This window comes from Vibrio sp. sp1 (genome assembly GCF_016920955.1).
GTDB lineage: Bacteria > Pseudomonadota > Gammaproteobacteria > Enterobacterales > Vibrionaceae > Vibrio > Vibrio alginolyticus.
The window spans coordinates 188881-212418 of record NZ_CP060590.1 but is presented as its reverse complement, the minus strand read 5'-3'; the positions used below and the strand labels follow the sequence as shown (position 1 = coordinate 212418).

Here is a 23538-nt window from a genome sequence, read left to right as displayed (position 1 = left end):
TTAAAGGACACAACAATGAAAACCAAAATGAAAGCAGTGGCATTGGCGAGTGTAATGGCAATGGGATTGGCTGTAACCACCACCGCACAAGCACATCCACGTTGGGTTCTGCCCTCTCACTTTACGGTTTCTAAAGAAGGCGGTGACTGGCTGACATTTGATGTTACTGCCTCTCACGGAACGTTTGTTTTTGATAAGCCTGCGGGTAGTGATCAGGCATTTGTGGTGATGCCGGATGGCCGCTCTGAGCGTCCTAACTTTGTTGTTCGTGGCAAGCGTCGCTCTATGTTTGATTTCTTTTTTACAGAAGAAGGCACGCACAAAGTCGCGATTAATAATCAGCCGAGCTACTACACACAATACAAAGCGGGCCGTCGTGATACGGTGAAATGGGCGCGAGCAAACAAAGCTGAGCGTGGTGACGTGCTTCCTGAGCAAGCGCGTGATGTGGTTACTCAACTAAGTTACACCCGAGCAGAAAGCTACATTACGGTTGGTATGCCAACGGACAAAGCGTTGGAGATTGAAGGCAAAATGCTGGAGATGAAACCGATCACGCATCCATCGGACATCATTGAAGGTGAGCCTGTGACTTTCCAGTTTTTCTTTAACGGAGAGCCACAAGAGGGCGTTACTGCTGAGATTACACGTGAAGGTACCATGTACCGAAACCATCAAGAACAAATCGATGTGGTGAGCGATAAAGATGGCAAAGTGATCTTCACGCCAGAAGTCGCTGGGCGCTACTTAATGAAAGCGAACTACAAAGGTGAATTAAAAGATAATCCATTGGCGGATAAAGCGAGTGCCAATGTTCATCTTACGTTTGAAACTCAACTTAACTAATCGAATTAGGCTCAGCAATTGCTGGGCCATTTTGGAATTATCATGAATAACACTTCTCTTCTAAAAGCGGTTTTGCTTTTTTCTGGATTTGCGTCCTTTCACGCTGCTGCACATTTTCCTCTGATGAGCTGTCACTTGGCGCAAGATAAAGTGATTTGTGAAGCGGGCTACTCGGATGGATCGACAGCGGTCGACTACGATGTCGAAATGTACGATTACGACGACAATCTGATCGCCAAAGAAAAAACAGATAAGCGTTCCATCGCAGAATTTACTCACCCTGAAACAGATTTCTATTTGGTATTTGATGCCGGACATGAAAGCCCGGTGGAAGTGGATATCGTTGAGCTGAAAGAGAAATGAGCGTTCAGAAAGTTCGCCCTGATAATGGTAACCGAGAAGGAAAGTGGGTCGCACTGACAATCGCAGCGATTCTCAGTTCAGCAGCCATACTTATGCCCTACCATCAGGTCGCGACTGAAAAGCCAGACATGCAGTCTCATCAAGTGTTAATCACGGATTTACATCAAAACGAGTTGGGGTTGATCGCTGAACTTAAGCTCGCTCATGAAGAGATTCGTGATTTGCAGTTAGATACCGGAACTTGGCCTGAGATCTCTGATATGGAGGCGCTTTGGATTGCTCCATTCGTGAAAGACCAAAACTGGAAGCGTAAAGGTTCTCATCAGTGGCAACGAATTGATGACGGTGTCTACATTGGCGTGAAGACCAGTGCCCAAGGCTCTGCTTCCATGCTGTTGGATAGCCGCAGTTCTCAAGCTGATATTTGGTTTAATGATTCTAGCCGTTCGTTAAATGTGGAGGGACTAAGCGATCTAGCTAAACGCCACGATTTCGGCTGGAAACAAATCATTCTGTCAGACTCTTCTTCCCACTCTCACGCCCATTAAGACAACATAATTGATAAGTACTATGATCAAACGCTCTCTTTTACGTCGTATTCTTACAGCCACCGCGTTATTGACGGTGTCTTCTACTGGCTTTGCTGCCGATAAACTCAGTATTGGTATTACGCTTCAACCTTATTACAGCTATGTTAAAGCCGTTGTTGGTGAGAAGGCGGACATCGTTCCTTTGGTTGATGCTGGTTTTAATCCTCACAACTATTTGCCACAACCTAATGATCTTAAGCGCTTAAATGAAATGGACGTAATAGTGATCAATGGTATTGGTCATGACGATTTTGCACTGAAAGTGATCAAGGCTTCTCAGCGTGATGATCTCGTGGTTATCGAAGCGAACAAAGAAGTGCCTTTATTGCCTGCTATGGGGCAGTCTGTTGGTCAAGGAGCAGTGAACCCTCACACCTTTGTCGGTTTATCAACAACCATTCAAAAGGTTTACACCATCGCGAGTGAGCTAAGCCAATTGGACCCAGACAATGCTACGTTCTATCGCCAAAATGCCCGTAAATACGCAAAAACATTTCGCCTGATGAAGCGTGATGCAATGTTGTCTCTTGGTGAGTTGGACACGGCTGGTATGAAGGTGGCGACAACCCACAATGCTTACGGATATATCCTTCAGGAGTTTGGTGTTGACGTTGCCGCTGTCATTGAGCCTGCTCATGGTGTAGAACCAAGTGCAAGTCAGCTACAGGAAACGATAGAGAAAATTCGTGAATCGGGCATTGATGTGCTGTTTTATGAGCTCAATATGCCGAATCGCTTTGTTGATACCATCGAAGAGGCGACTGGGGTGCAGCTTTATCGCTTTTCTCACATGACTCACGGTGAGTATGAGGCTGATAAAGTCGAGGTTGAGATGCGAGATAATGTGGAAACACTAATCGAAGCCATGAAATTTGTGGCGAGTAAGCGAGCAGGGGAAAAGGCGTAATGACTGGACCTTCCGTTTCCTTAAGTAACGTGGGCCTAAAATACGCCGACAATATCATTTTGCAGAACATCAGCGCCGAATTCGAGAGCGCGAAATGTCACGTGATTATGGGACCGAATGGTGGTGGGAAAACTTCTTTGCTTCGTTCGGTACTTGGACTTACGCCGTTTTCGGGAAACATTGCACTCAATTGGCCAGAGCCATCAGCTGCATCGGGGAAGATAGGGTATGTGCCACAAAAAGCGATGTTTGAAGCAAGCCTCCCGTTAACCGTGATGGATTTTGTACTGCTTAACCAAACCCGTATCCCTCTATTTTGGCGACGTAAAACGAAACAAACTCAACATGCCCTGGCCCAGCTGGATCGCGTGGGTATGGCAACGCGTAGCGACCGTCGTATGGGGCAACTCTCTGGCGGTGAGCAACAGCGTGTTTTGTTTGCGCAAGCTTTACTGGATGAGCCCAATTTATTGGTTTTAGACGAACCTACAACTGGCATGGATGAGCAAGGTGTTCGATATCTTGAAGGTTTGATTCATGAAGTCGTTGGAGAAGGCAAAACGGTACTGGCAGTACACCATGACGTGACCGCAGTGCGCCGTTTAGATGCGCAGGTCCATGTTGTAAATCGTCAAATTGTGGCGTCAGGGCACCATTCAGATGTACTAAGTCCTGATCGTATAGAAACATTATTCAAGCACTACACAGCAAAAGTGGAGGCTGCATAATGGATTGGTTGCGAGAGTTAGCGGTTAGCGGCGTTGAAGCTGGATGGTTAAGCGATAGCTTTTCTTATGCTTTCATGGTGAACGCAATTGTTGCAGCGCTGATATTAGGACCATTACTTGGTGGTCTTGGTACATTAGTCATCGCCAAGCGACTGGCTTTTTTCTCTGAAGCGGTTGGGCATGCTGCGCTTACCGGAATCGCGATTGGTGTGTTGCTCGGTGAGCCGCCAGAGAATCCGATCATCGGATTGTTTAGCTTTTGTATGATTTTTGCGCTGTTGCTTCACTTTGTTCGTAATCGTACGAATGTACCTTACGACACACTGGTTGGGGTTTTTCTTGCACTAGCGTTAGCGGTTGGTGCTGCGCTGTTAATGTACGTTGCTCGCAAGATCAACATTCACATGTTGGAGAACGTGTTGTTTGGCTCGATCTTGACTGTGACGGACAACGATATCCTTATTTTAGCGATCAGTTGTTTGATCATATTACTGCTTCTTATTCCAACGTTTAACCGCATTTTGCTGACTTGTATTAGCCCGGATATTGCACGTGTACGCGGCTTTAATACCAGCTTTTATGATTACTTATTTGTCATGATGATCACCTTGGTCACCATCGCCGCGGTAAAGATTATTGGCGCGGTATTGGTTGGTGCATTGCTACTGATTCCTGGTGCAACGGCTCGGTTATTGACTAAACGCATGGGCAGTTTTGTTCTCCTTTCTTCTTTATTGGCAACCATTGCGTGTTTAGTAGGAACCATACTGCCGATGGAGCTTGAGCTACCAGTGCCATCAGGCGCATCCATCATCATTGTTTCTGCGGCATTTTTCCTAACAGCAACGGTTTACCGAATTATCCAAAAAGCGTAACCCTTTTTATAAAGTAATGAACATGAAGATAAAAAAATTAGCGATAACTTTTGGTTTGGTTATAGCGACAACACTTCCATCGTTGGCAAGCGCCAAAGACATTTTAACCAGCACTCCCGTCACGTACATGTTGTCTGAGCAACTCATGAAAGGTACAGGGATAGAGACTCAGTATCTGCCTCCAAAGCGTTACGGCGTTGAGCGTCTTGAGAACTGGTTCGCAAATAAAGGTACAGAGCAAGTTAAGCAAGCGGGTCAAGCCGCGACGGTTGCTATTACTCTTGGTGCGATTTGGAAACAAGACCCGACTTATGTTTACGCTCGACAGGGCAACATTCACTTGATTGAAATCGATGCATCGCAGGCCATTTCTCCTAGAGCTCAAGGAGTTGCAGTACTGACATTGGAAAACGGGTCAACATCGAAGTACGCATGGCTGAACCCTACAAACTTAATCCGAATGGCGGGTATTGTTGGAGAGGATCTACAACGTGTATATCCTGAACACCAAAAGACGATTCAAACGAATCAACAGGCTCTTATGCTCAATGTGCGTGAACTGATCAACCAACAACAGGCAGAGATCTTCGATAAAGGCATCGATTCAGTGGTACTGATGAGTGAGTCATTAGAGGACTTTGCCTCTGGCAACCAATTGTTTGTGGTTGGGCGCGAATTTAAGCCGGAACTTGAGTGGACAGAAGAAGACAAATTATCTTTAAAAGCTCAGTTTGAACAAGATAAAACGCTATGGTTAGTGACGGATAAACGACCGTCGAAAACCTTGACATCGCTTATTAAACCGAGCCGCATACTGCAAATTGATGTTATTGACCGCTGGGGCAGTAACGGTATCAAAACTGAGAAGCCACTCGCACGTTGGGAGATGTGACACGTAAAAAGCCACAGATTTTATGATGGGGAGTGAAAAGTTCCCTATTTTTTTGTGATTAAGCTCAAAATGTGAGCATTGATACCACTGGTTGCATAAGAAAGTGTTTGTTTCATTTCTATTTCATTACTACTTTGTTATGTGTTCGTTGCGATTGATTCGGATTTAATCTGTTTCTAAGCGAACCGGTACAAACAACTATACGGATGTTAACAATGAAAATGAAAACTCTAGCCGTTGCAGTGGCGGCACTAGCATGTGGTTCACAGGCCTTCGCAGCAGAAGTTTACAACAGCGATGGTACATCTTTATCGATCGGCGGTCACGTTTCAGTTGGCGTGGGTGAGTATTTCGAAGAAGAAGTAAAAGTTCACCAAGTGTCTCCACGTATCAATGTTGCGGGCAAGAAAGACATTGGCAACGGTATCACTATCGACGCTAAAGGCGAATGGGCACTTAACTACCTAAATGGTGGTAGCCAGTCGTTTTCAACTCGTTTGGGCTACATCGGCGCGACCCACCAGCAGTTTGGCCGTTTAGTGGGAGGTACACAGTGGTCTCCGTACTACGATGTCGCTGGCGTTGCGGATCTACCAATCGCGTTCGCGAACGACTTTTTGTACGACAATCACAACAATCTAGGTACTGGTCGTGCTGAAAAAATGATCAGCTACCGTAAAAGCTTTGAGTTTGGCGAAGGTTTTGCTTTCAACCTAGGTCTTGGTTGGCAAGGTGAAAATGATGATAGAGGCCTATCATTACAACAAAACCCTAACACAGGTCTTCCAGAATACGTTTCTAAAGGCAGCAAGTATGACCAACGTGGTCAAATCGCACTGAGCGGCTCTGTTGCGGGCTTTGGTCTAGGCTACGTATACAGCGGCGGTGATGTTGAGAATTCTGGTCTAGGTACTAAAACTGCTGAATCACACCTTGTTTCTGTAAATTACGGTGAGTATGGCTCTGGTCTGTACGCAGCTGTTGTATACGGCATGAACGAATACTTCTACGAGATGCGTGAAGAAACTACTCAGATTGAGGGCCTACTAGCGTACGGAGTCAACAATTGGACGTTCAGCGTTAACTACGAAGGTGTAGAAGACGACAAAGACAACAAGACAGTTTCAAGCGAAACTGCGCTACAAGCAGAGTACGCAGTAACTCCTGCATTCGTTACTTTCGCTGGTTACCAGTTTGACCTAGGTAACGACTACAACAATGAAGAGAACGACTACTGGACTCTAGGTGCTCGTTACTACTTCTAATAAATAGGCCAGTTTCTACTGCCTAAACACATTTATTGTGTTAACGCCTACTCGTTGTGAGTAGGCGTTTTTCTTTCTGCTATCCTTTGGCTATAAGAGACGCTAGTCATTCTGTGCTTAGGTAACCCCACTCTTTGTTTAGAGAGTGCGTCTATAAAAAATGCCCGCAACTTGCGGGCATTTTTGTTGTTAGAAGAGATGCAGTTCTATTAATACGCTTATTTTTTATCGAGTAAATCGAGGAAGAAGGCATACTCTAGCGCATCTTCTTTTAAGCGCTTAAATCGACCAGATGCGCCGCCGTGTCCGGCTTCCATATCGGTTTTGAACAACAAGACGTTATCGTCTGTCTTCATTTCACGAAGTTTGGCGACCCACTTCATTGGTTCAAAGTACTGTACTTGAGAGTCGTGCAAGCCAGTCGTTACCAACATGTTCGGGTAGTTTTGCGCCTTGATGTTGTCGTAAGGCGAGTAACTCAACATATAGTCATAGTATGTTTTGTTATTTGGGTTACCCCATTCATCATACTCATTGGTGGTCAATGGAATCGATTCATCGAGCATGGTGGTTACCACGTCCACAAACGGAACATGTGCACCGATACCGCGGTACAGTTCTGGTGCTTGGTTGATGATAGCCCCCATTAAGAGACCTCCTGCAGAGCCACCAACAGCGAAGACTTTATCTTTCGCGCCGTAGCCTTGTTCAACCAAACCTTTAGTCACATCAATAAAGTCGTTGAATGTGTTTTGCTTGGTTAGTTTTTTACCGTCTTCATACCAAGGGCGGCCAAGCATTTCAGATCCACGAATATGAGCAATGGCGTAAACAAAGCCGCGATCCAATAGACTCAAACGTGTTGAGCGGAAAGTTGGCTCAATGGTTGCGCCATAAGATCCATAACCATATTGGTAGAGTGGATTTGTACCATCTTTCTTAAATAAGTCTTTACGATACACCAAAGAAACGGGTACTTCTTTACCGTCACGGGCTGTGACCATGATGCGTTCTGATTGGTAATTGTTAGGATTAAAATCACCAAGTACAGGTGTTTGCTTCATGACTTCTGACCCGCCCGTTTTTAGATCGAAATCGTAGTAGGTTCCTGGAGTGGTTAAACTGCTGTAATAAATACGAACTTTCTCGTTATCCAGCTCTAGGTTACCTGTCAAATAGGCAGCAAACGCATCGTCATTAAATGTGAGGGGGAATTCTTTTCCTGTTGAAAGCTGACGTACAGTGACGCTTGCTAGGCCGTTAGAGCGCTGCTCATAGACGATGTGATCATCGAATAACTCGAAGTCGACAAGTTGAGTGTTGTTGTCTGCCGCAATCACATCTTGCCATTTAGAGCGGTCATGCATGTCATTTTGATGAACTTTCATCAAACGGAAGTTGACGGCTTGATAGTTAGTATAAATGTAGTACCAATCGCCTAGCTTAGAAATACTGTATTCAATGCCATCTTCACGAGGATAGAACGGTTTCGCCTTTGCTTTAGGGTTGTTCGCATCAATAATAGAGACCCCACTGGTTTCTGTACTCGAATGCCAGATATAAATATCTTCGCCATCTTTGCTTTTGCTTAGTGAGGTGTAATAGGCGCTGTCGGTTTCCTCAAAAATCAGCTCATCGCTGCTTTGTGGTGTGCCCAATACATGACGATAAACTTGGTAGCCCAATAAGGTCTGTGGATCTTTTTTGATGTAGTAAAAGGCGTTGTTATCGTTCTGCCATGCGACAGCGCTTGAGGCCCCTTCGATTTCATCTTGTAGGTAATTGCCTGTTGTCAGGTCTTTGATCTTAAGGGTGTACACGCGGCGGCTTAATGTATCTTCGCCATACGCCAATAAGTTTTCATTCGGACTAACGTATAGGCCGCCGATACTGAAAAATTCATGTTCTTTTGCTAGTTCATTGACATCTAAAATGATTTGTTTGTCTTTGCCTGCAAAGTCTTTAGCTCGCAAATGGACTTCGTACTCGTTATCTCCGGTCACTTCACTGGAGTAGAAGTAGTTGCCTTTACGAACCGGTACTGAGTTGTCGTCTTTTGCGATGCGCCCTTTAATTTCTTCAAATAGCGTATCTTGAAGTGTTTCAGTGTGCTTTAGAACGGTTTCTGCGTACTGATTTTCTTTCTCTAGGTGCTGTAAAATTTCAGGGTCTTTACGTTCGTCGTCACGCATCCAGTAGTAGTTATCAACGCGGGTATCGCCATGAATAGTCATCGAGTGAGGGACTTTTTTCGCAACCGGAGCTTGAGTTTGTTGAGCAACGATCTGTGTTTGGGAGTATTGAGTCATGCTGGGGATTCCTTGATTGCTGCATCCGGCGACAAGCGCGACCGAGACGGCCAACGTAGTTAAAGTGAAACGCATCTGATTTTATCCTTATTGTACACCCAAGTGGCCTCATCCTGAGGGCTGGGCTTTCATTTTGTTAGTGGTTTTCAGTTGTCCATTCTTTGTTATGGGGTATACCGAAAAAGTGAGAATCCTCAATATTTCGAGTTGGATACTCAATTTGAAGGGAGCTGAAAACACATTGTGTAAGCAGCTGTTATTTTTAACAAATATCAATTCGAAAGTTAAATCATTCTCATCGGGAAATCGATATAGTGTGATATGAAAAAAGGGACACACTTGTTGAGTGTGTCCCTTTTGGATTTTGAAAGTAAGCTGATAATGATCAGATAACTTGCGGTACTTCGTTTGAGTGATTGTGTGCTCGATTCACCCACATTAACCCAAGCATTGCAATTACCGACATTGCCATCATCAAAATGCCCAAAGGCATCTGGTTATGCGCTGGAAATAGTGACGCGAGCAAAGTTGCGACACCTGCCCCCAAGTTTTGCATGCCACCCAATGTCGCGCCTGCTGTTCCTGCATGGTATGGGAATGGCGCAATCGCTCCAGTTGTTGCTGCTGGGAAGAGAATACCCGCACCCAAAAAATACACGGTTGCGCCTCCAACCAGCGTTAATGCCGTGGTTAAACCAAACAAGCCTGGGATGAGCACAATAGCAGAGCCTACAAAAATAGAGACCAAGCCTACATTTAGAGCACGACGCTCAGAGCGATGTCTTGCGATGTAGCTAGATAAGCCTGCACCCACCAAGTAACCTGGGATCGGCAATATAAACAGCAAACTTACCGTTGTTGCAGGTAATTCTAATACCCCACCTAACAACACCCCAGCCGCCGCTTCGAATACACCCACACCAGCGAATGTTGCAACCAGGCAAATCAAAAAGCCTTGAAAGCGACGGTCAGACAAAACGTGTTTGTAGCTTTTGGCTACTGGTTCGAATTTGCGTTTCTCTTTTGGTAGCGTCTCCATCATGCTTGTCATCATGGTGATCACAACCGCGATAGCAAATAGCGCTAAGAACAAGTAGCTCGACCGCCATCCGAAAGCTTCTGTTAGGTAACCGCCTAATACTGGTGCCATTAATGGTGAGAAAATCACACACATGCTAATTAAGCTGTTTGCTCTGTGTAGATCAGAGCCTTCAAAGCAATCGCGAGTCAGAGTGCGTGACATCGCACCGCCGCAGCCAATACCTAAGCCTTGGATAAAGCTACCAATCAAGAACCATTCAAATTGATGTGCAAATAATGCTACCAGTGTACCCGCGATGTAGATAAGCAGCCCGACGATGATGATCGGTTTGCGTCCCAAGCGGTCCGATAGTGTGCCATACGCAAATTGCGACAAGCCATATGGGATTAGGTAACAAGCCATCACAGCTTGAAGTGATGACGCAGATACCAAAAACTCGCCCGCCATATGACCGATTGAAGGCACGTACATTGTCTGGGTCATTTGACCCACGGCAGTCAATATAGCGATTAAAAAGGTAAGTTTCGCTAATGGAAACGAAGCAGACATTTGCGTATCTCTCCAAAAAATTTAAGACGTAAAAACCCTTAGCGCTCTTTTACAGAGTGCCAACTGACTTCTTGTGTTGCGGGGGTATTTGCGCGAGATAATAGTGCTTGCTTGTATAATTAGCAATCGAAAACTGTGAAGTCGAGCAAGATAAAAATCTATGATTTCAATTAGAAAAACTAATCCGATTTTGTTTTCAAAAAGAGGTGCATTTCTTTGTCTATTTACGTTAAATCTTTTGCTTTTCGTGAATAGTATGAGCCTTATAGGTAACTGGTTTTAATGGTTAAAGTGCAAAAATAAAGCGTCTGCTCGGTTGATCTGAGTTCAAGATGAAACGAGTGAATAAAAGGTAGAGGAAGGCATCAGAAAGAAAAGGGAGCCGAAGCTCCCTTAGAAATGATTATGTCTATTCGCGCTCAGATGCGTATGCGTAAAGCATTTCTAGTGCGATGGTTGCTCCCGCTAGTGCGGTAACATCACTGTGGTCGTATGGAGGCGATACTTCGACAACATCCATACCCACGATATTCATGCCGGCTAAACCACGAATAATTTTCAGCGCTTTGTCTGAGTTCAAGCCACCACAAACTGGTGTACCAGTTCCCGGTGCGAAGGCCGGGTCTAAGCAGTCGATGTCAAAAGTAACATACACTGGCTTGTCTGCGACGGTGCGACGAATTTCTTCTAGGATCTCGTTCACCGACATGTCATTCGCTTGCATCGCATTAATCACATTGAAGCCGTGATCTTGCTGTTTGTACTCCGTACGAATGCCGATTTGTATTGAGTTCTTCGCTGAGATCAAACCTTCTTTCGGCGCATGGTAGAACATCGTACCGTGGTCGTATGAACTGCCATTTGCATAGGTGTCCGTATGAGCATCAAAGTGAATCAACGCCATTTGGCCATGATGCTTCGCATAGGCACGCAGGATAGGTAGCGTAATGAAGTGGTCACCGCCCAATCCCAACATGGTTTTACCACTTTTTAGAATTTCACTGGTTGCCGCTTCAAGGCGGTAAGTAAAATCTTCCGCATCACCGCAATCGAACACGAGATCACCTGCGTCGATCACTTTCAGTTTATCCAATACGTTGAAGCTCCAAGGGTACTTCTTACCTTCCCATGCCAAGTTGACTGAGGCACGGCGAATTGCATCTGGACCCATACGCGCACCTGGACGACCAGATGTTGCCATGTCCAGAGGGACTCCCAACACCACAACGTCTGCGTCTGCCGATACCGGGTTACGAATGTACGGCAGACGTAAAAACGACATAGAGTTGGAGTAAAGCGAATAATCAGTTTTAGTAAACAAATCATTCATATCAGAAGTCCTCTAAATAGGTGTATCCTGCTAGACCTTGTTCTAGTTCTGCTAGGATTTGTGCTTGTTCATTGGCTTCAACTCGCTGTGAAACCAATTGTTTATAATTGTCACGAATCGCATCCACGTCGATATGAACGTAGCGCATCATGTCTTCTACACTATCACCTTCGTTGATGTAACTGATCTCAAATTGACCGTGTTCATCAACATTGACTACAGCACTGTGGGTATCACCAAATAGGTTGTGCATGTCACCAAGGATTTCTTGGTATGCGCCTACTAGGAAAAAGCCCATTAGGTACGGTTTGTCTTTGCTCCAAGCTGGTACAGGTAGCGTGCTCTCGATGCCTTGACCATCAACGTAGTGATCGATCGCGCCATCAGAGTCACATGTGATGTCCAACATCACTGCACGACGCTCTTCCGCCTCGCCAAGACCAGAAAGTGGCAGAACAGGGAACACCTGATCAATACCCCAAGCATCTGGTAGAGATTGGAAGAGCGAGAAGTTCACGAAGAACTTATCCGCAAGACGTTCGCTCAACTCGTCCAGAATCGGACGGTGGAAGCGATTCTTAGTGCTCATCTTGCGGCTTAATTCGAAGTAAATGCGCAGTGACAATTGTTCTGCCCACGCACGTTGTTCCAAGTTAAGCACGCCTGTAGCAAATTGAGAGTGCACTTCTGCCAAATCACTTTGGGTATCATTGTAAATCTCAATTAACGCACGAGCGTCTGTACCATCTTGTAAGTTTTCCCAGTTTCGCCACATGTTTTGTAGTAAAAGCGGAGCGTCATCATCAAGCTCATGTACTTCTTCCGGTAGGTACGATTCGGTACCAATTACGTTAGAAATCAATACAGCGTGGTGCGCTGTTAGCGAGCGACCCGATTCCGAAATGATCACTGGCATTGGTTGTTCGTATTGCAGACACACATCGCCCACTGTGTTGACGATATTACGTGCGTATTCTGCAAGGCCGTAGTTCATCGAATTCGATGATTGGCTGCGTGTGCCGTCATAATCCACTGCCAAGCCGCCGCCCACATCGAAGTACTCGATGTTTGCACCGAGTGCGCGTAGTTCGCAGTAGAAACGTGCAGACTCGTTCACACCATTGCGTACATCACGGATGTTTGCCATCTGTGAACCAAGGTGGAAGTGAACCAGTTGCATCGCGTCTAGGTTGCCTTCGCGTTTAAGACGTTCAATAACGCTAAGCACTTGCGATGCTGATAAACCAAACTTCGATTTTTCACCGCCACTTGCTTGCCATTTCCCTGCGCCTTGAGAGGCGAGGCGAATGCGTAAACCAAGGCGCGGTTTTACGCCCAAACTTTTCGCTTCTTCTAGTACCAGATCCAGCTCAGAAAGCTTCTCTAGTACGATGAATACCTTGTGACCCAGCTTTTCACCGATCAGTGCAAGACGCACATACTCACGGTCTTTGTAGCCATTACACACGATCACGGAGCTACCTTGTTGAGCCAATGCAAGTACCGCCAACAATTCTGGCTTGCTACCCGCTTCAAGACCAAGCTGCTTGGTTTCTAGTTGAGCTTGGCTCGCTAGAATTTCATCCACCACTTCACGTTGTTGGTTTACTTTAATTGGGTACACCAACAAGTATTTGTTTGGATATTGGTATTCTTCAATTGCTTGGTTGAATGCGTGGCAAATACCATGCACACGTTGGTGCACGATTTGCGGGAAGCGTACTAATACAGGCAGATTTAACTGCTTCGCTTCTAGCTCATTTACAATAGCGCTGAAAGGGATTTGATGTGCACGATCACTACGTGGTGATACATATACTTCGCCTTGGTCATCAATGCCGTAGAAACCTTGGCTCCAGTAGTGAACGTTGTAGTCCGCGCGGATGCGGTCTAATTTAGTTGCTTTTTCCAACTCGATTCTCACAAAAATGTACTTAACTCCTTAATTAATTAGAAGGAAAAGTACAAAAAAGCAAATCATGAGGTATTTACCTCATACCCTGACACGAACTCCGTGTGCGCGCATTAACGGATAAAAGGGCCCTTGAGTCTAATGATTAAAATCTATCATCTCGATTATGATTTGTTGTCGTCGCTACGTGTGAATATTTGTTTACCGAAGCGTCCATTCTGCTGTTATAGTTGGTCTGACCAGTAAGGATTCGGTCATGAAGCATCTCACTAAAATAAGGACATATTTTGCAGCTGCACAGAATTCAGGGGTACATTCAGACCATGTATCTCGCCGAATATTCCGATAAATTATTGTTGCTTGATGGTGCCAGTCGAGCAGACATCCCTCATCTTAAAGACTTTATTGAACATCAACTCCATCGTCCTTTTTCTGACCTAAAGTTGGTTGTTGTGACCCACATGCATCCAGACCATGCTGGTGGTGCGCACAAACTACGTGATTTAACAGGATGTAAGCTATTGGCCGCAAAGCGAGAGAGCCAGTGGTATAGCGGTGTAGACGGTTGGCTAATGCATTTGACCGATTTAATGTTAGCACGCTGGATGGCGAATCGGATGCGTAAACCAAAGCAAAACCTGTGGTATTCCCGCAAGTTAAAGCCAGATATTGAACTTATTGATGGAGAGTTTATTCCTGGATTTGATGATTGGCAGGTGCTAGAAACGCTAGGGCATACTGATCGAGATCTGTCGGTTTATCATTCTGAACAAGATGTGCTGTATGTGGCGGATTTAATGGTGCAGGTGAAAAAGCATCTGATTGCGCCGTTTCCCATATTTCATCCGAATCAATATCGGCAATCATTAAAGCGTGTGTTTGAGATGAATCCGCAATGTTTGCTTCTGGCACATGGGGGAGAGGTGACTTTGGATGAAAAAGCGTATCAGCACATTTTGAATACAGCGCCGACTAAGCCAATGACGCACTGGCGAGTGACAAAAGTTAAAGCGAAGGGATTGTTGTTTGCGTTATTTCGTAGGAAGTAGGCGAAGATAAAGCCAGACGAGTGATGCTCAACAAAAACGTTCGATCACTCATCTGAAGCTACGGGGTTAAGATGCCAATAAGTGAGATTGGCTAGGATCAACGAGCACTTTGTCTGCCATGCCTTGACGACCTAACAACATCATGTAAGTCATTTTTTCACGGTTAGTCAACGTAATGTCGATTGGCCATTGTTGGTCGCCCATACGCAGCATCGTCGTGATCACGCAGCGGTGCTCAAAAGTACCGTTAGAAGATTTAACCTTACGGTTTGCTTTTAGTTTCGCTGTGCAGCGAACCACTTGTTCTAAATGGTATACATCTGGGTGCAGATCGAATGCAACATAAGACTGACCATCTTTTTCAAAGCAATCAATATTGTCTACATGTAATGAAGAGGTTTGAGCGCCTGTATCAATACGCGCTTCAAGGTGAGTAATCCCTAACTCTGGCAAGCAAATAGCTTCGGCATTCCCAATGATCATTTTCTGATTCACAGTGTCATCCTAGCGACGAGTAACAAGAGAGCCGTTTTTTGGCTCTCTTGTGCGTTAAACAAAAATCAACCTTTACCGCGAGTACGGTTTGAATTTGGCTTAGCGTTTTTCTCGATAAAATCGAAGATCATACCTGCAATGTTTTTACCCGTTGCTAGTTCGATGCCTTCTAGACCAGGGGAAGAGTTCACTTCCATTACCACTGGGCCATTTTTAGATTGAAGGATATCCACACCACAAAGGTTCAAGCCCATCACTTTCGCAGCATTTACAGCGGTCGCACGCTCTTCTTTGCTCAAACGCACGAGTTGTGCAGAGCCGCCACGGTGAAGGTTAGAACGGAACTCACCTTCTTTTGCTTGGCGCTTCATTGCGGCTATTACTTTATTTCCGACAACAAAACAACGGATGTCCGCGCCTTTTGCTTCTTCGATAAATTCTTGCACCATGATGTTAGCTTTCAAACCCATGAAAGCTTCAATCACGCTTTCTGCCGCTTTATTTGTTTCAGCAAGTACAACACCAATGCCTTGAGTGCCTTCTAGCAATTTAATTACTAGAGGTGCGCCACCAACGTTTTTGATCACGTCCTGAATGTTGTCAGGATGGTGAGCAAAGCCAGTGCGTGGCAAACCGATGCCTTTACGTGATAGCAGTTGCAATGAGCGCAACTTGTCACGAGAGCGGCTGATCGCGACAGATTCGTTGACACAAAATGTACCCATCATTTCAAACTGACGTACAACAGCAGTGCCGTAAAACGTAATAGATGCCCCAATACGTGGAATAACAGCATCGTATTGCGGTAATTCTTCACCCTTGTAGCGGATCTTAGGGTTGTTGCTCGTAATGTCCATATAACAGTGAAGCGTGTCGATCACATCGATTTGATGCCCACGTTCTTCACCCGCCTGTTTTAGGCGCATGGTTGAATATAAATTCTCATTACGAGAGAGAATAGCAATACGCATGGCAATTCCTTAGTAAGTCAGTACCAAATTAAAATATAAGTATAGAGCATAGAATGCAGTAGGCAGGTGATCATGTTATGACATAACCTACTTACTTCAACGATTTAGAATTGTGGTTGAACAACCACGTCGTCAGAGGTGCGCACCTTAGGGCGTTTTTTTGTGAGATGAAAACGAAAAAGCATCGTCGACACGACAAAAATATTTTATCGAACGCTCACGCCTTGCGGTATGAGACTGTCAAGGGTGAGATAAATAAAATTGAGCAAAAATTTCATCGCTTTGTCACGAATTATCGCTTAAAAAAGCGGCCAATTTGACCGCTGTTTTTAGCTGTTTTGATAGTGACTTAAAAAAAGTTCCGCCGTTTGGGTAGCTAACAGCCTAGATTCTTCATTCGACAAAGAGGGGCGAATTCCCATTAACTGCGGCCAGAATGCACTGCCTTTAAGTAAGTTGTGCAATTGAGTGCTCGCTATATGTACATCATCAATTTGCAAAGCGCCACTGTTCGATTTCTCAGTAAGCCAGCGGTACAGGGCGGTTTCCTGTTTCGACATTTGTTCTGCTTGTTCTTTGAGATCTTCCGGCTTAAATAAGAAGTGCCCAAATGCCACTTTTGCCAGCTCAATATAGTTTGGTTCCGTCACCACAATGATCTCGCTGTAGAGTAATTCAATCAATTGATCTTTTAGCGGGAGTGTTGGTAAACGTTCAATGTCGCTATCCATCATTGAAGAACGCCATAGTTCGGTTAGTAACTCTGTCACGATCGCTTCTTTAGAAGGGAAATGGTTGTAGACCGTGCGCTTAGAGACTTGCGCGATAGCAGAGAGCTTATCCATGCTGGTGTTTTGCACCCCAAACTCTTGGAACGCTTGCTTTGCTGCGCACAGGATGGCTTCTCTTTTGGTTTCGCTACGACTTTTTCTTTTTACATTCATAAGCTTGCTAAGTTAAGAAGATCATTTCTTGATCTATTTTACACTAAGTAGTTTACTTTTGATAATTAGAATGTAAACTGCACCGTGTAGTTTACTTTTGTTCGGGTTAACTTTTTATGAAAAAAACTTTGCTAGCCACAGTAGGAGCGTTCGCGATGGGTACATCAATGATTTCTTGTTCTAATGTTGATACTGAAAAAGCGCCAACATACCCGGACAAATTTTCAAACATAGAGTTGGAATACAAAAGCGGTTTGGGCGACATGTTCGAAATCATGAAAGCGTATTTTACGACTGAGCGCCTTAACCCAACACCAACGATTGAAATTCCAGTGCATGCGATCACAGCGCGGCAACTGTTAGAAGAGCAAGATGACGTCATCTATCGTCTGGGTCATTCAAGCGTATTAATGAAGCTCGATGGAAAACTGGTAATGACCGACCCTGTATTCAGTGATCGCGCGTCTCCTGTACAATGGGCAGGGCCAAAACGCTTTCACCAAACCCCCATCACGATAGAAGATTTGCCAACTATCGATGTGGTGGTGATCAGTCATGACCATTACGATCACCTAGATAAAGCTTCTATTAAAGTGCTAGGCGACAAGGTGGGCACTTTCTTGGTGCCGTTAAAAGTAGGCCAATTACTGGTGAATTGGGGTGTACCCAAAGAGAAAGTGATCGAACTAGACTGGTGGGAGTCACACTCTGTTGACGGCATTGAATATACACTAACTCCGACTCAGCATTTCTCTGGTCGAGGTTTGACAGACCGCGATACGACGCTGTGGGGCAGTTGGGTTATCAATGCACAACAACACAAAGTGTTCTTCAGTGGTGACTCTGGTTACTTCAATGGCTTTAAAGAGATTGGCGAAAAGTACGGTCCGTTTGACTTCACCATGATTGAAACAGGTGCGTACAATGAACTCTGGTCAGACATTCACATGTTCCCAGAGCAAAGCGTTCAAGCACACATCGATGTGCAGGGCAAAGTGATGATGCCGATCCATAACAGCACGTTTGATTTATCAATGCACGATTGGAATGAGCCAATGCAACGTGCGTTAGACATCAGTGAAGAGCGCGGTGTTACGTTGGTGAGCCCTGAGATTGGTCAACGCTTGGCGATTGCGGAGCCTCAGCCTGCTAAGGCATGGTGGCAATAATTGCTGAGCTAAACAGCCAAACACCAGAATAGTTAAGTCACTTATCAGTAGTTACTATTAGTAGTTACGTGGTCAGGGATAAGGATAAAGGTGCGATGAAAGCAAAGTGGACGTTGTTACTTACATTAAGCATTCTGCCTACCTTTGCACTAGCAGGGGTAGAGCAAGATATCTCGACGTTGATAAAACGAGTTGAGCAATCCTCTTGCACCTTTATCCGCAACGGCAAGGCGTACACTAATCAAGAAGCGGCAGAACACATGCGTAATAAATGGGATTACGCCAAAGATGACGTTGATTCCGTGGATGTGTTTATAAAAGAGGTCGCGTCAAAGAGCTGGTTATCTGGCAAACCATATTGGGTGGATTGCCAAGAGGAACGCATTACCAGCGAAGAGTGGCTAACATCATTGATGCGCGCCACCGATCACATCCAATAACACTTCTTTGATGGTCTGATAGCGCAGAGGTAGAGCACGACTGCGCTTACGAACCAGAAATAGCTCTTCACATACAGTGTTTTTCAGTTGAGCAATGTATAACGTGTCTTTTAGTGGAAAATTGTCGACCGCACTTTGAGGCAGCACGGTGAAGCCAAGTCCTTTGCTGACAGGCAGCAAAATTTGGCTCAACTGATTTACGTAGCCGGATAATGGTAAATCGCTCATCTTAATTTCTTGGAGCTGTGGTTCTTCACATTGGTCAAAAAACAGCGTCATGTAATGCTCGGCATCAGGGTGGCTAATGACACCACAGTCATGCAAGAGTTGTGGCGTTATCTGCTTATTTTGATGTTGCTTTGGCAGAACCAAGCACAACCTCTCTTTACCAATTCGCTCACTGTGAAACAGACCTTTGTTGGGAACATCAGTCACGATACCAATATCAATGTGCCCTTGCGTTATGGCGTTGAGAATAGATTGATTTGGCGCGGCTTCTAAATGTAACGATAAGCTCGGGTGCTGTTTTTGCTTCTCCAAAATGGGCCCATACAACATTAACGCCATTGCACCAGAACAAGCCAGTTTACAGTGGCCTGAAAATGCATCATCAAAACTGAGCTCTTCGAGCAGCTTCTTCTCTCTATCTTCTAACTCGAGCGCATATGCGTAGACAATCCTGCCTTGTTCGGTTAATTCGAAGCTTTTGTTTTCGCGCTTGATCAAGGCATGCTGACAACTTTGCTCTAATTTTTTGATATGTTGGCTGACGCCAGGCTGAGTCATAAAAAGTTTTTCTGCCGTTTGCGTAAAATGACCGACTTCAATCAATGTCTTAAATGTATGTAACCAAACAGGATTAAGCATAGTGTGTGATTTTCTGAGAGCTTTGTTGGGAGACGTAAAGAAAATGATAGCACGGTGTTTTATGAAAACAGAGAAGACTTAAACGATAAAGATGAATCGCTATCAATACATTACAGACAAAATAAAACCCCGCCTGGTTTCCCAGACGGGGCTTATTCTTTTTCGCAGCAATCCAGCTACTAATAGGTGCTCCCTGCATCTATCCTTGATTGTGGCTAAGTCCTTTAACCGAGTTCCTTGTTCATCGCCTTCCTAGCGGTGTCCATTCTTGCCTATCATCCTGACGGGCGAACTCTATCCTAGAGCTTAACTACATCCTTGCTGATAACTCATCCTAAGCTATCAAATCTTCATCCTGAAGATACCCAATCCTTTAGGCTTTTTTCCTGTTCCCGCCAACATCCTGTCGACAAATTGAGTATTGATGTTTTGCTGATTTGACTCAATTAACTTTTCTAAATTATTTTTACTTATTATTTTAAGTGAATTTAAATATTACTTTTAAATCATATGCTTAATGTTTTTTTGGCATTGCTCTTAGCGGTGGTTAATCTATTTGCTTACAACTCTTGTAAGAGATCTCGCACAAGTTTGGTGGTGAATGTATTAATGTGCGCTTTTTGTTCCGAGTTCTGTGGATTGAACTGGATCACAATGCGTTAAAAGGGAGACGATAAAGATGAAAGTGAATTGATCTTGAGTAGAGATTTGTTTGAAAAGAAATAAAAATTCTTGCGGTTTTTATAAACAGTATGGTAAATCTGAAATGCCCACCTTGTTAATCCTTATTAAGATTCAATGACAGTATAAGTAGGGAACTTGATTGCCATTTTTCTGTCATATCTGGTGAGTAAGTTAACTGTGTCAGATAGATAATATGCCGTTTGCCAGTAAAAACAGGCTGCAAGAAATCGGTAATTATCATTATGTTGTGAAATTGGTCACGGTTAAATGATTGATTCCCTTATAGATTGAAGGGGATACGACCTTAGACAATAAGCTCCATGAGGAGCGTTACTTATATAAGATGAGGGACTTTACTATGAAAAAGACTAGAAGAGCTCAGCTACATCGTGTGCGTATTCAATACTGGAAAGACACGAAAGACGCCCCAGCTAAAAAATCATAGTTAATTATACCTAAAGGCACGAGCTGGCTGTGGAACGCAGTTTCCCGTTGATTGCCAGCTCAAAAACGCCACAATCACTCCGCGCAACTTCCCAAGCACCCTATTTTTAATATCGCATTCTTCCAAAAATAAAAAAGCCAGTCTTAAGACCAGCTTTCTCTACCATTTAGTGAGCTCTGCGTATTACAGGTTGCCCTTTAGTTACAGGTAGTTGGCGTCAACTAGTTCGCCCGCTTGCGCGCTTTTCACTTCTGGGCGTGCTTCTAACCATTTGATAACTTGCGCTTTCTGTTCTTCAGTCGCACTGCCGTAACGGTCAGTAGAACATAGGAAGCCTTCAAACAGTTCTAGACCACCGCCACCGAAGCAAAGACCAAGCTCGTCAATGTAGTCGATAAAGTCATCAACGAATGCATCGTAACGGTCGAAGTCGTTAATGTCTGTTTCACAGCTGATCTCGAAACCTAGGATTGCGAACTCACCTAAGAACAGCTTTTTACGGATACGACGGCTCTTGTTATCGATCTTGTCTAATTTCATGATTATCTCTCGTAGATGATTTGATTTCGTACACCTTATACCTTCTATCACACTTTAGCCCAAGTAAAATCAGAATGAAGCGATACAGTTGGTGATTATGTGACCAGAATTTAATTGCTTCGTTAGCTGTGTTGATTGGTTTGCAGTATTGTTGAAACACAAGTTTCATATGTTTTAAGCACTTTTGTCATTTTTCTTATCCAAACTTCTTGCCGTTCAACTAATCACTTATTTATTAATTAAACTATAAGATCGGGAAAGTAAAAATGAGCAAGGAAACCTTTGACGCGACGCGTTATAACCAAAGTGAAAACAAACCATTTGAAGAAGTATTAGAAGCGAGCCTATCTCGACGCAGCATTCTGAAAGGTGGTTTAGGTATCAGTGCGATGACAGCGTTTGGTGCTTTCGGATTGGCTGGTTGTAACTCGTCTGACTCAGGGAGTACAGTAAGCAGTGGTTCGGGCGCATCTAAAGCCGTTCTTAACTTTGAATCTATCCCTGGCTCACTCACTGACGCAGTTTCAATTCCACAAGGCTACACCGCACAAGTACTAGTACCTTGGGGAACACCACTTAATGCACAAGGCAGCGCATGGCGAAATGATGGTACCAACACCAGTACCGATCAGTTAAATGCGCTAGGCATGCACCATGACGGCATGCATTTTTTCCCATTGAACGATAGCACTACAGATGGCTTGCTATGTATTAACCACGAGTACATCGACACATCAGCACTGCATCCAAATGGTCCGACGGTTGAAAATGGCGTACGTACCATTGTAGATGAAGTGCGCAAAGAGATTAACGCGCACGGTGTGTCAGTGGTTCGCATTCAACTGGAAGACAACATGTGGAAGTTGGTTGATACCGATCCACTAAACCGTCGTTATACTGGTGCGACAGTCATGGATTTGTCTGGCCCGGTGGCCCACACATCTTTAACTGTCACTCGTTTCTCGCCAGATGGCAGCCAAGCGCGTGGTACGTTAAACAACTGTGGCAACGGCTACACGCCGTGGGGCACGTACTTAACGTGTGAAGAGAACTGGCCAGGTTACTTTGTTAATGCCGGGACTCGTACAGAAGAGCAAGATCGCATTGGTGTCGATGATCAAAGTACACGCTACTTGTGGGAGACATTAGCAGGAAATTCAGAAGAGCGTCTTGATGAGTTCTCTCGCTTTAATGTGGCTCCAACAGGAGCAAGTGCGATGGATGATTACCGTAATGAAGCCAATGGTCACGGTTACATTGTCGAGATTGACCCTTACACGCAAAACTCACGTGCGAAGAAACGTACTGCGCTAGGTCGTTTCCGTCACGAGGGCTGTACTTTCGGTAAGCTTGAAGAAGGCAAACCAGTGGTATTTTATTCTGGCCACGATTCTCGCTTTGAATACCTATACAAATTTGAATCTGCGGCAGCGTGGGATCCAGCAGATGCTAACCCTGATAACCGCTTGGCGGTGGGTGACAAGTACATGGACGAAGGCACACTGTATGTGGCGCGCTTCAATGAAGACAGCACAGGTACTTGGTTACCATTAACGCTTGATAGCGTAACAACCGCTGGTGGTACGTTAGCGGATCACTTTGATTCACTGGCTGAAATTATCATCAATACTGCGGGTGCGGCGGATTTAGTTGGGGCAACACCAATGGATCGACCAGAGTGGTGTACGGTTGATCCATTCACGGGTTCAGTATATTTAACATTGACGAACAATACGCGCCGTACAGATGAAACCAATCCTGCGAATCCACGTTTGAATAATAAGTTTGGTCATGTTATTCGTTGGGATGAAGGTGCTTCAGCAACTGACTTTACTTGGGATATCTTTGTGTTTGGTTCGCCAGCAAATGGTGATGCAGATACCAACCGTTCTGGCTTGAATGAGTTAAACCAGTTTGCGAGCCCAGACGGATTAGCGTTTGATGGCCGTGGTATTTTGTGGATTCAGACTGATAACGGCGCAGATGAAGTCACGTCTTACACCAATGATCAAATGTTGGCTGTTGTTCCATCTAAGCTAACAGATGAGAATGGTGATCAAGCTGTGATTGGTGCGGATAATCAAGCTGAATTGAAACGCTTCTTTGTCGGACCAAATGGTTGTGAAGTAACAGGCTTTACCATCAGCCCTGATTACAAATCATTGTTTGTGAATATTCAGCACCCAGGTAACTGGCCATACAGTGAAGATGCAGCCGAAGAAACGCCTGCTGGTGTTTCTGTGCGCCCACGAGCGGCGACAGTGGTTATTCGCCGTGAAGACGGTGGAGAGATTGCAGTTTAATCTCTAAATGAATAAACACCTTA

The 23538-nt window shown here is 44.7% G+C and carries 21 protein-coding genes; 12 read left to right on the top strand and 9 right to left on the bottom strand.

Features of this window, described 5'->3' with window-relative positions:
• The first annotated feature begins 15 nt into the window (after window positions 1–15).
• From H9L11_RS16445 to H9L11_RS16410, 8 genes are all read left to right on the top strand, one after another.
• On the top strand, window positions 16–846 hold the full coding sequence (locus H9L11_RS16445; RefSeq protein ID WP_005374252.1) for a DUF4198 domain-containing protein: 831 nt from the start codon (window positions 16–18) through the stop codon (window positions 844–846).
• Window positions 847–888: 42 nt separating this feature from the next.
• Window positions 889–1209, top strand: coding sequence for a hypothetical protein (locus H9L11_RS16440; RefSeq protein WP_005374251.1), 321 nt, complete (start codon window positions 889–891; stop codon window positions 1207–1209).
• On the top strand, window positions 1206–1757 hold the full coding sequence (locus H9L11_RS16435; protein WP_137282880.1) for a DUF6162 family protein: 552 nt from the start codon (window positions 1206–1208) through the stop codon (window positions 1755–1757). Before H9L11_RS16440 ends, H9L11_RS16435 begins: the two co-directional genes overlap by 4 nt.
• 22 nt (window positions 1758–1779) lie before the next feature.
• Window positions 1780–2706, top strand: coding sequence for a zinc ABC transporter substrate-binding protein (locus H9L11_RS16430; protein ID WP_005374249.1), 927 nt, complete (start codon window positions 1780–1782; stop codon window positions 2704–2706).
• Window positions 2706–3434, top strand: a complete 729-nt coding sequence (locus tag H9L11_RS16425; protein WP_205391282.1) for a metal ABC transporter ATP-binding protein — start codon at window positions 2706–2708, stop codon at window positions 3432–3434. Before H9L11_RS16430 ends, H9L11_RS16425 begins: the two co-directional genes overlap by 1 nt.
• Window positions 3434–4309: a metal ABC transporter permease gene (locus H9L11_RS16420; protein WP_005393560.1), complete on the top strand. Its 876-nt coding sequence runs from the start codon at window positions 3434–3436 to the stop codon at window positions 4307–4309. The genes H9L11_RS16425 and H9L11_RS16420 overlap by 1 nt, the downstream gene beginning before the upstream one ends.
• 22 nt (window positions 4310–4331) lie before the next feature.
• Entirely contained in the window at window positions 4332–5201 is an 870-nt protein-coding gene (locus H9L11_RS16415; RefSeq protein WP_205391281.1) for a zinc ABC transporter substrate-binding protein, read from the top strand.
• Between the two features lie 215 nt (window positions 5202–5416).
• Entirely contained in the window at window positions 5417–6466 is a 1050-nt protein-coding gene (locus tag H9L11_RS16410) for a porin (RefSeq protein WP_005374238.1), read from the top strand.
• A gap of 218 nt (window positions 6467–6684) precedes the next feature.
• Here H9L11_RS16410 and H9L11_RS16405 read toward each other — a convergent pair whose 3' ends face one another.
• The 4 genes from H9L11_RS16405 to speA form a co-directional block, all read right to left on the bottom strand.
• On the bottom strand, window positions 6685–8850 hold the full coding sequence (locus H9L11_RS16405) for a S9 family peptidase (RefSeq protein WP_082245213.1): 2166 nt from the start codon (window positions 8848–8850) through the stop codon (window positions 6685–6687).
• Between the two features lie 310 nt (window positions 8851–9160).
• On the bottom strand, window positions 9161–10366 hold the full coding sequence (emrD, locus tag H9L11_RS16400; RefSeq protein WP_205391280.1) for a multidrug efflux MFS transporter EmrD: 1206 nt from the start codon (window positions 10364–10366) through the stop codon (window positions 9161–9163).
• Between the two features lie 409 nt (window positions 10367–10775).
• The gene (speB, locus tag H9L11_RS16395) at window positions 10776–11696 is read right to left on the bottom strand and encodes an agmatinase (protein WP_033906238.1); all 921 of its coding nucleotides are present in this window, start codon (window positions 11694–11696) and stop codon (window positions 10776–10778) included.
• A gap of 1 nt (window position 11697) precedes the next feature.
• Window positions 11698–13620 carry an arginine decarboxylase gene (gene speA, locus H9L11_RS16390; protein ID WP_102970217.1) on the bottom strand — a complete coding sequence of 641 codons (1923 nt, stop codon included), beginning with the start codon at window positions 13618–13620 and terminating at the stop codon, window positions 11698–11700.
• 311 nt (window positions 13621–13931) lie between these two features.
• Between speA and H9L11_RS16385 the strand changes: the two genes are divergently transcribed.
• Window positions 13932–14657, top strand: coding sequence for an MBL fold metallo-hydrolase (locus H9L11_RS16385; RefSeq protein ID WP_033906547.1), 726 nt, complete (start codon window positions 13932–13934; stop codon window positions 14655–14657).
• 66 nt (window positions 14658–14723) lie between these two features.
• On the opposite strand, the gene H9L11_RS16380 is transcribed toward H9L11_RS16385, so the two are convergent.
• From H9L11_RS16380 to H9L11_RS16370, 3 genes are all read right to left on the bottom strand, one after another.
• Window positions 14724–15152, bottom strand: a complete 429-nt coding sequence (locus tag H9L11_RS16380) for a RimK/LysX family protein (protein ID WP_005384193.1) — start codon at window positions 15150–15152, stop codon at window positions 14724–14726.
• 65 nt (window positions 15153–15217) lie between these two features.
• A complete protein-coding gene (gene rimK, locus H9L11_RS16375) occupies window positions 15218–16123 on the bottom strand; it encodes a 30S ribosomal protein S6--L-glutamate ligase (RefSeq protein WP_005374224.1) in 906 nt (301 codons plus the stop codon).
• Between the two features lie 329 nt (window positions 16124–16452).
• A complete protein-coding gene (locus H9L11_RS16370) occupies window positions 16453–17067 on the bottom strand; it encodes a TetR/AcrR family transcriptional regulator (protein ID WP_005374222.1) in 615 nt (204 codons plus the stop codon).
• A gap of 155 nt (window positions 17068–17222) precedes the next feature.
• On the opposite strand from H9L11_RS16370, the gene H9L11_RS16365 reads away from it, so the two are divergent.
• Together H9L11_RS16365 and H9L11_RS16360 are read left to right on the top strand one after the other, a co-directional pair.
• Entirely contained in the window at window positions 17223–18236 is a 1014-nt protein-coding gene (locus H9L11_RS16365; protein WP_033906239.1) for an MBL fold metallo-hydrolase, read from the top strand.
• 95 nt (window positions 18237–18331) lie between these two features.
• The gene (locus H9L11_RS16360) at window positions 18332–18676 is read left to right on the top strand and encodes a DUF5329 family protein (RefSeq protein ID WP_033906240.1); all 345 of its coding nucleotides are present in this window, start codon (window positions 18332–18334) and stop codon (window positions 18674–18676) included.
• Here the strand turns inward: H9L11_RS16360 and H9L11_RS16355 are convergent.
• Window positions 18644–19543 (bottom strand): LysR family transcriptional regulator, encoded by a 900-nt coding sequence (locus H9L11_RS16355; protein ID WP_205391279.1) that lies wholly within the window; start codon window positions 19541–19543, stop codon window positions 18644–18646. The genes H9L11_RS16360 and H9L11_RS16355 overlap by 33 nt on opposite strands.
• Window positions 19544–20873: 1330 nt before the next feature.
• Window positions 20874–21212 carry a 50S ribosome-binding protein YggL gene (locus H9L11_RS16350; RefSeq protein ID WP_005374208.1) on the bottom strand — a complete coding sequence of 113 codons (339 nt, stop codon included), beginning with the start codon at window positions 21210–21212 and terminating at the stop codon, window positions 20874–20876.
• A gap of 266 nt (window positions 21213–21478) precedes the next feature.
• On the opposite strand from H9L11_RS16350, the gene H9L11_RS16345 reads away from it, so the two are divergent.
• A complete protein-coding gene (locus H9L11_RS16345) occupies window positions 21479–23515 on the top strand; it encodes a PhoX family phosphatase (RefSeq protein WP_205391278.1) in 2037 nt (678 codons plus the stop codon).
• The last annotated feature ends 23 nt before the right edge of the window (window positions 23516–23538 follow it).

Excerpts from the sequence above, each read along its gene's own strand:
- H9L11_RS16435 (WP_137282880.1), top strand. The coding sequence starts at position 1,206 with ATGAGCGTTCAGAAAGTTCGCCCTGATAATGGTAACCGAGAAGGAAAG.
- H9L11_RS16445 (WP_005374252.1), top strand. The coding sequence starts at position 16 with ATGAAAACCAAAATGAAAGCAGTGGCATTGGCGAGTGTAATGGCAATG.
- H9L11_RS16440 (WP_005374251.1), top strand. The coding sequence starts at position 889 with ATGAATAACACTTCTCTTCTAAAAGCGGTTTTGCTTTTTTCTGGATTT.
- speB (WP_033906238.1), bottom strand. The coding sequence starts at position 11,696 with ATGAATGATTTGTTTACTAAAACTGATTATTCGCTTTACTCCAACTCT.
- H9L11_RS16410 (WP_005374238.1), top strand. The coding sequence starts at position 5,417 with ATGAAAATGAAAACTCTAGCCGTTGCAGTGGCGGCACTAGCATGTGGT.
- H9L11_RS16430 (WP_005374249.1), top strand. The coding sequence starts at position 1,780 with ATGATCAAACGCTCTCTTTTACGTCGTATTCTTACAGCCACCGCGTTA.
- H9L11_RS16420 (WP_005393560.1), top strand. The coding sequence starts at position 3,434 with ATGGATTGGTTGCGAGAGTTAGCGGTTAGCGGCGTTGAAGCTGGATGG.
- H9L11_RS16360 (WP_033906240.1), top strand. The coding sequence starts at position 18,332 with ATGAAAGCAAAGTGGACGTTGTTACTTACATTAAGCATTCTGCCTACC.
- H9L11_RS16365 (WP_033906239.1), top strand. The coding sequence starts at position 17,223 with ATGGGTACATCAATGATTTCTTGTTCTAATGTTGATACTGAAAAAGCG.
- rimK (WP_005374224.1), bottom strand. The coding sequence starts at position 16,123 with ATGCGTATTGCTATTCTCTCTCGTAATGAGAATTTATATTCAACCATG.
- H9L11_RS16345 (WP_205391278.1), top strand. The coding sequence starts at position 21,479 with ATGAGCAAGGAAACCTTTGACGCGACGCGTTATAACCAAAGTGAAAAC.
- H9L11_RS16350 (WP_005374208.1), bottom strand. The coding sequence starts at position 21,212 with ATGAAATTAGACAAGATCGATAACAAGAGCCGTCGTATCCGTAAAAAG.
- H9L11_RS16415 (WP_205391281.1), top strand. The coding sequence starts at position 4,332 with ATGAAGATAAAAAAATTAGCGATAACTTTTGGTTTGGTTATAGCGACA.
- emrD (WP_205391280.1), bottom strand. The coding sequence starts at position 10,366 with ATGTCTGCTTCGTTTCCATTAGCGAAACTTACCTTTTTAATCGCTATA.
- H9L11_RS16370 (WP_005374222.1), bottom strand. The coding sequence starts at position 17,067 with ATGAATGTAAAAAGAAAAAGTCGTAGCGAAACCAAAAGAGAAGCCATC.
- H9L11_RS16405 (WP_082245213.1), bottom strand. The coding sequence starts at position 8,850 with ATGCGTTTCACTTTAACTACGTTGGCCGTCTCGGTCGCGCTTGTCGCC.
- H9L11_RS16355 (WP_205391279.1), bottom strand. The coding sequence starts at position 19,543 with ATGCTTAATCCTGTTTGGTTACATACATTTAAGACATTGATTGAAGTC.
- H9L11_RS16385 (WP_033906547.1), top strand. The coding sequence starts at position 13,932 with ATGTATCTCGCCGAATATTCCGATAAATTATTGTTGCTTGATGGTGCC.
- H9L11_RS16425 (WP_205391282.1), top strand. The coding sequence starts at position 2,706 with ATGACTGGACCTTCCGTTTCCTTAAGTAACGTGGGCCTAAAATACGCC.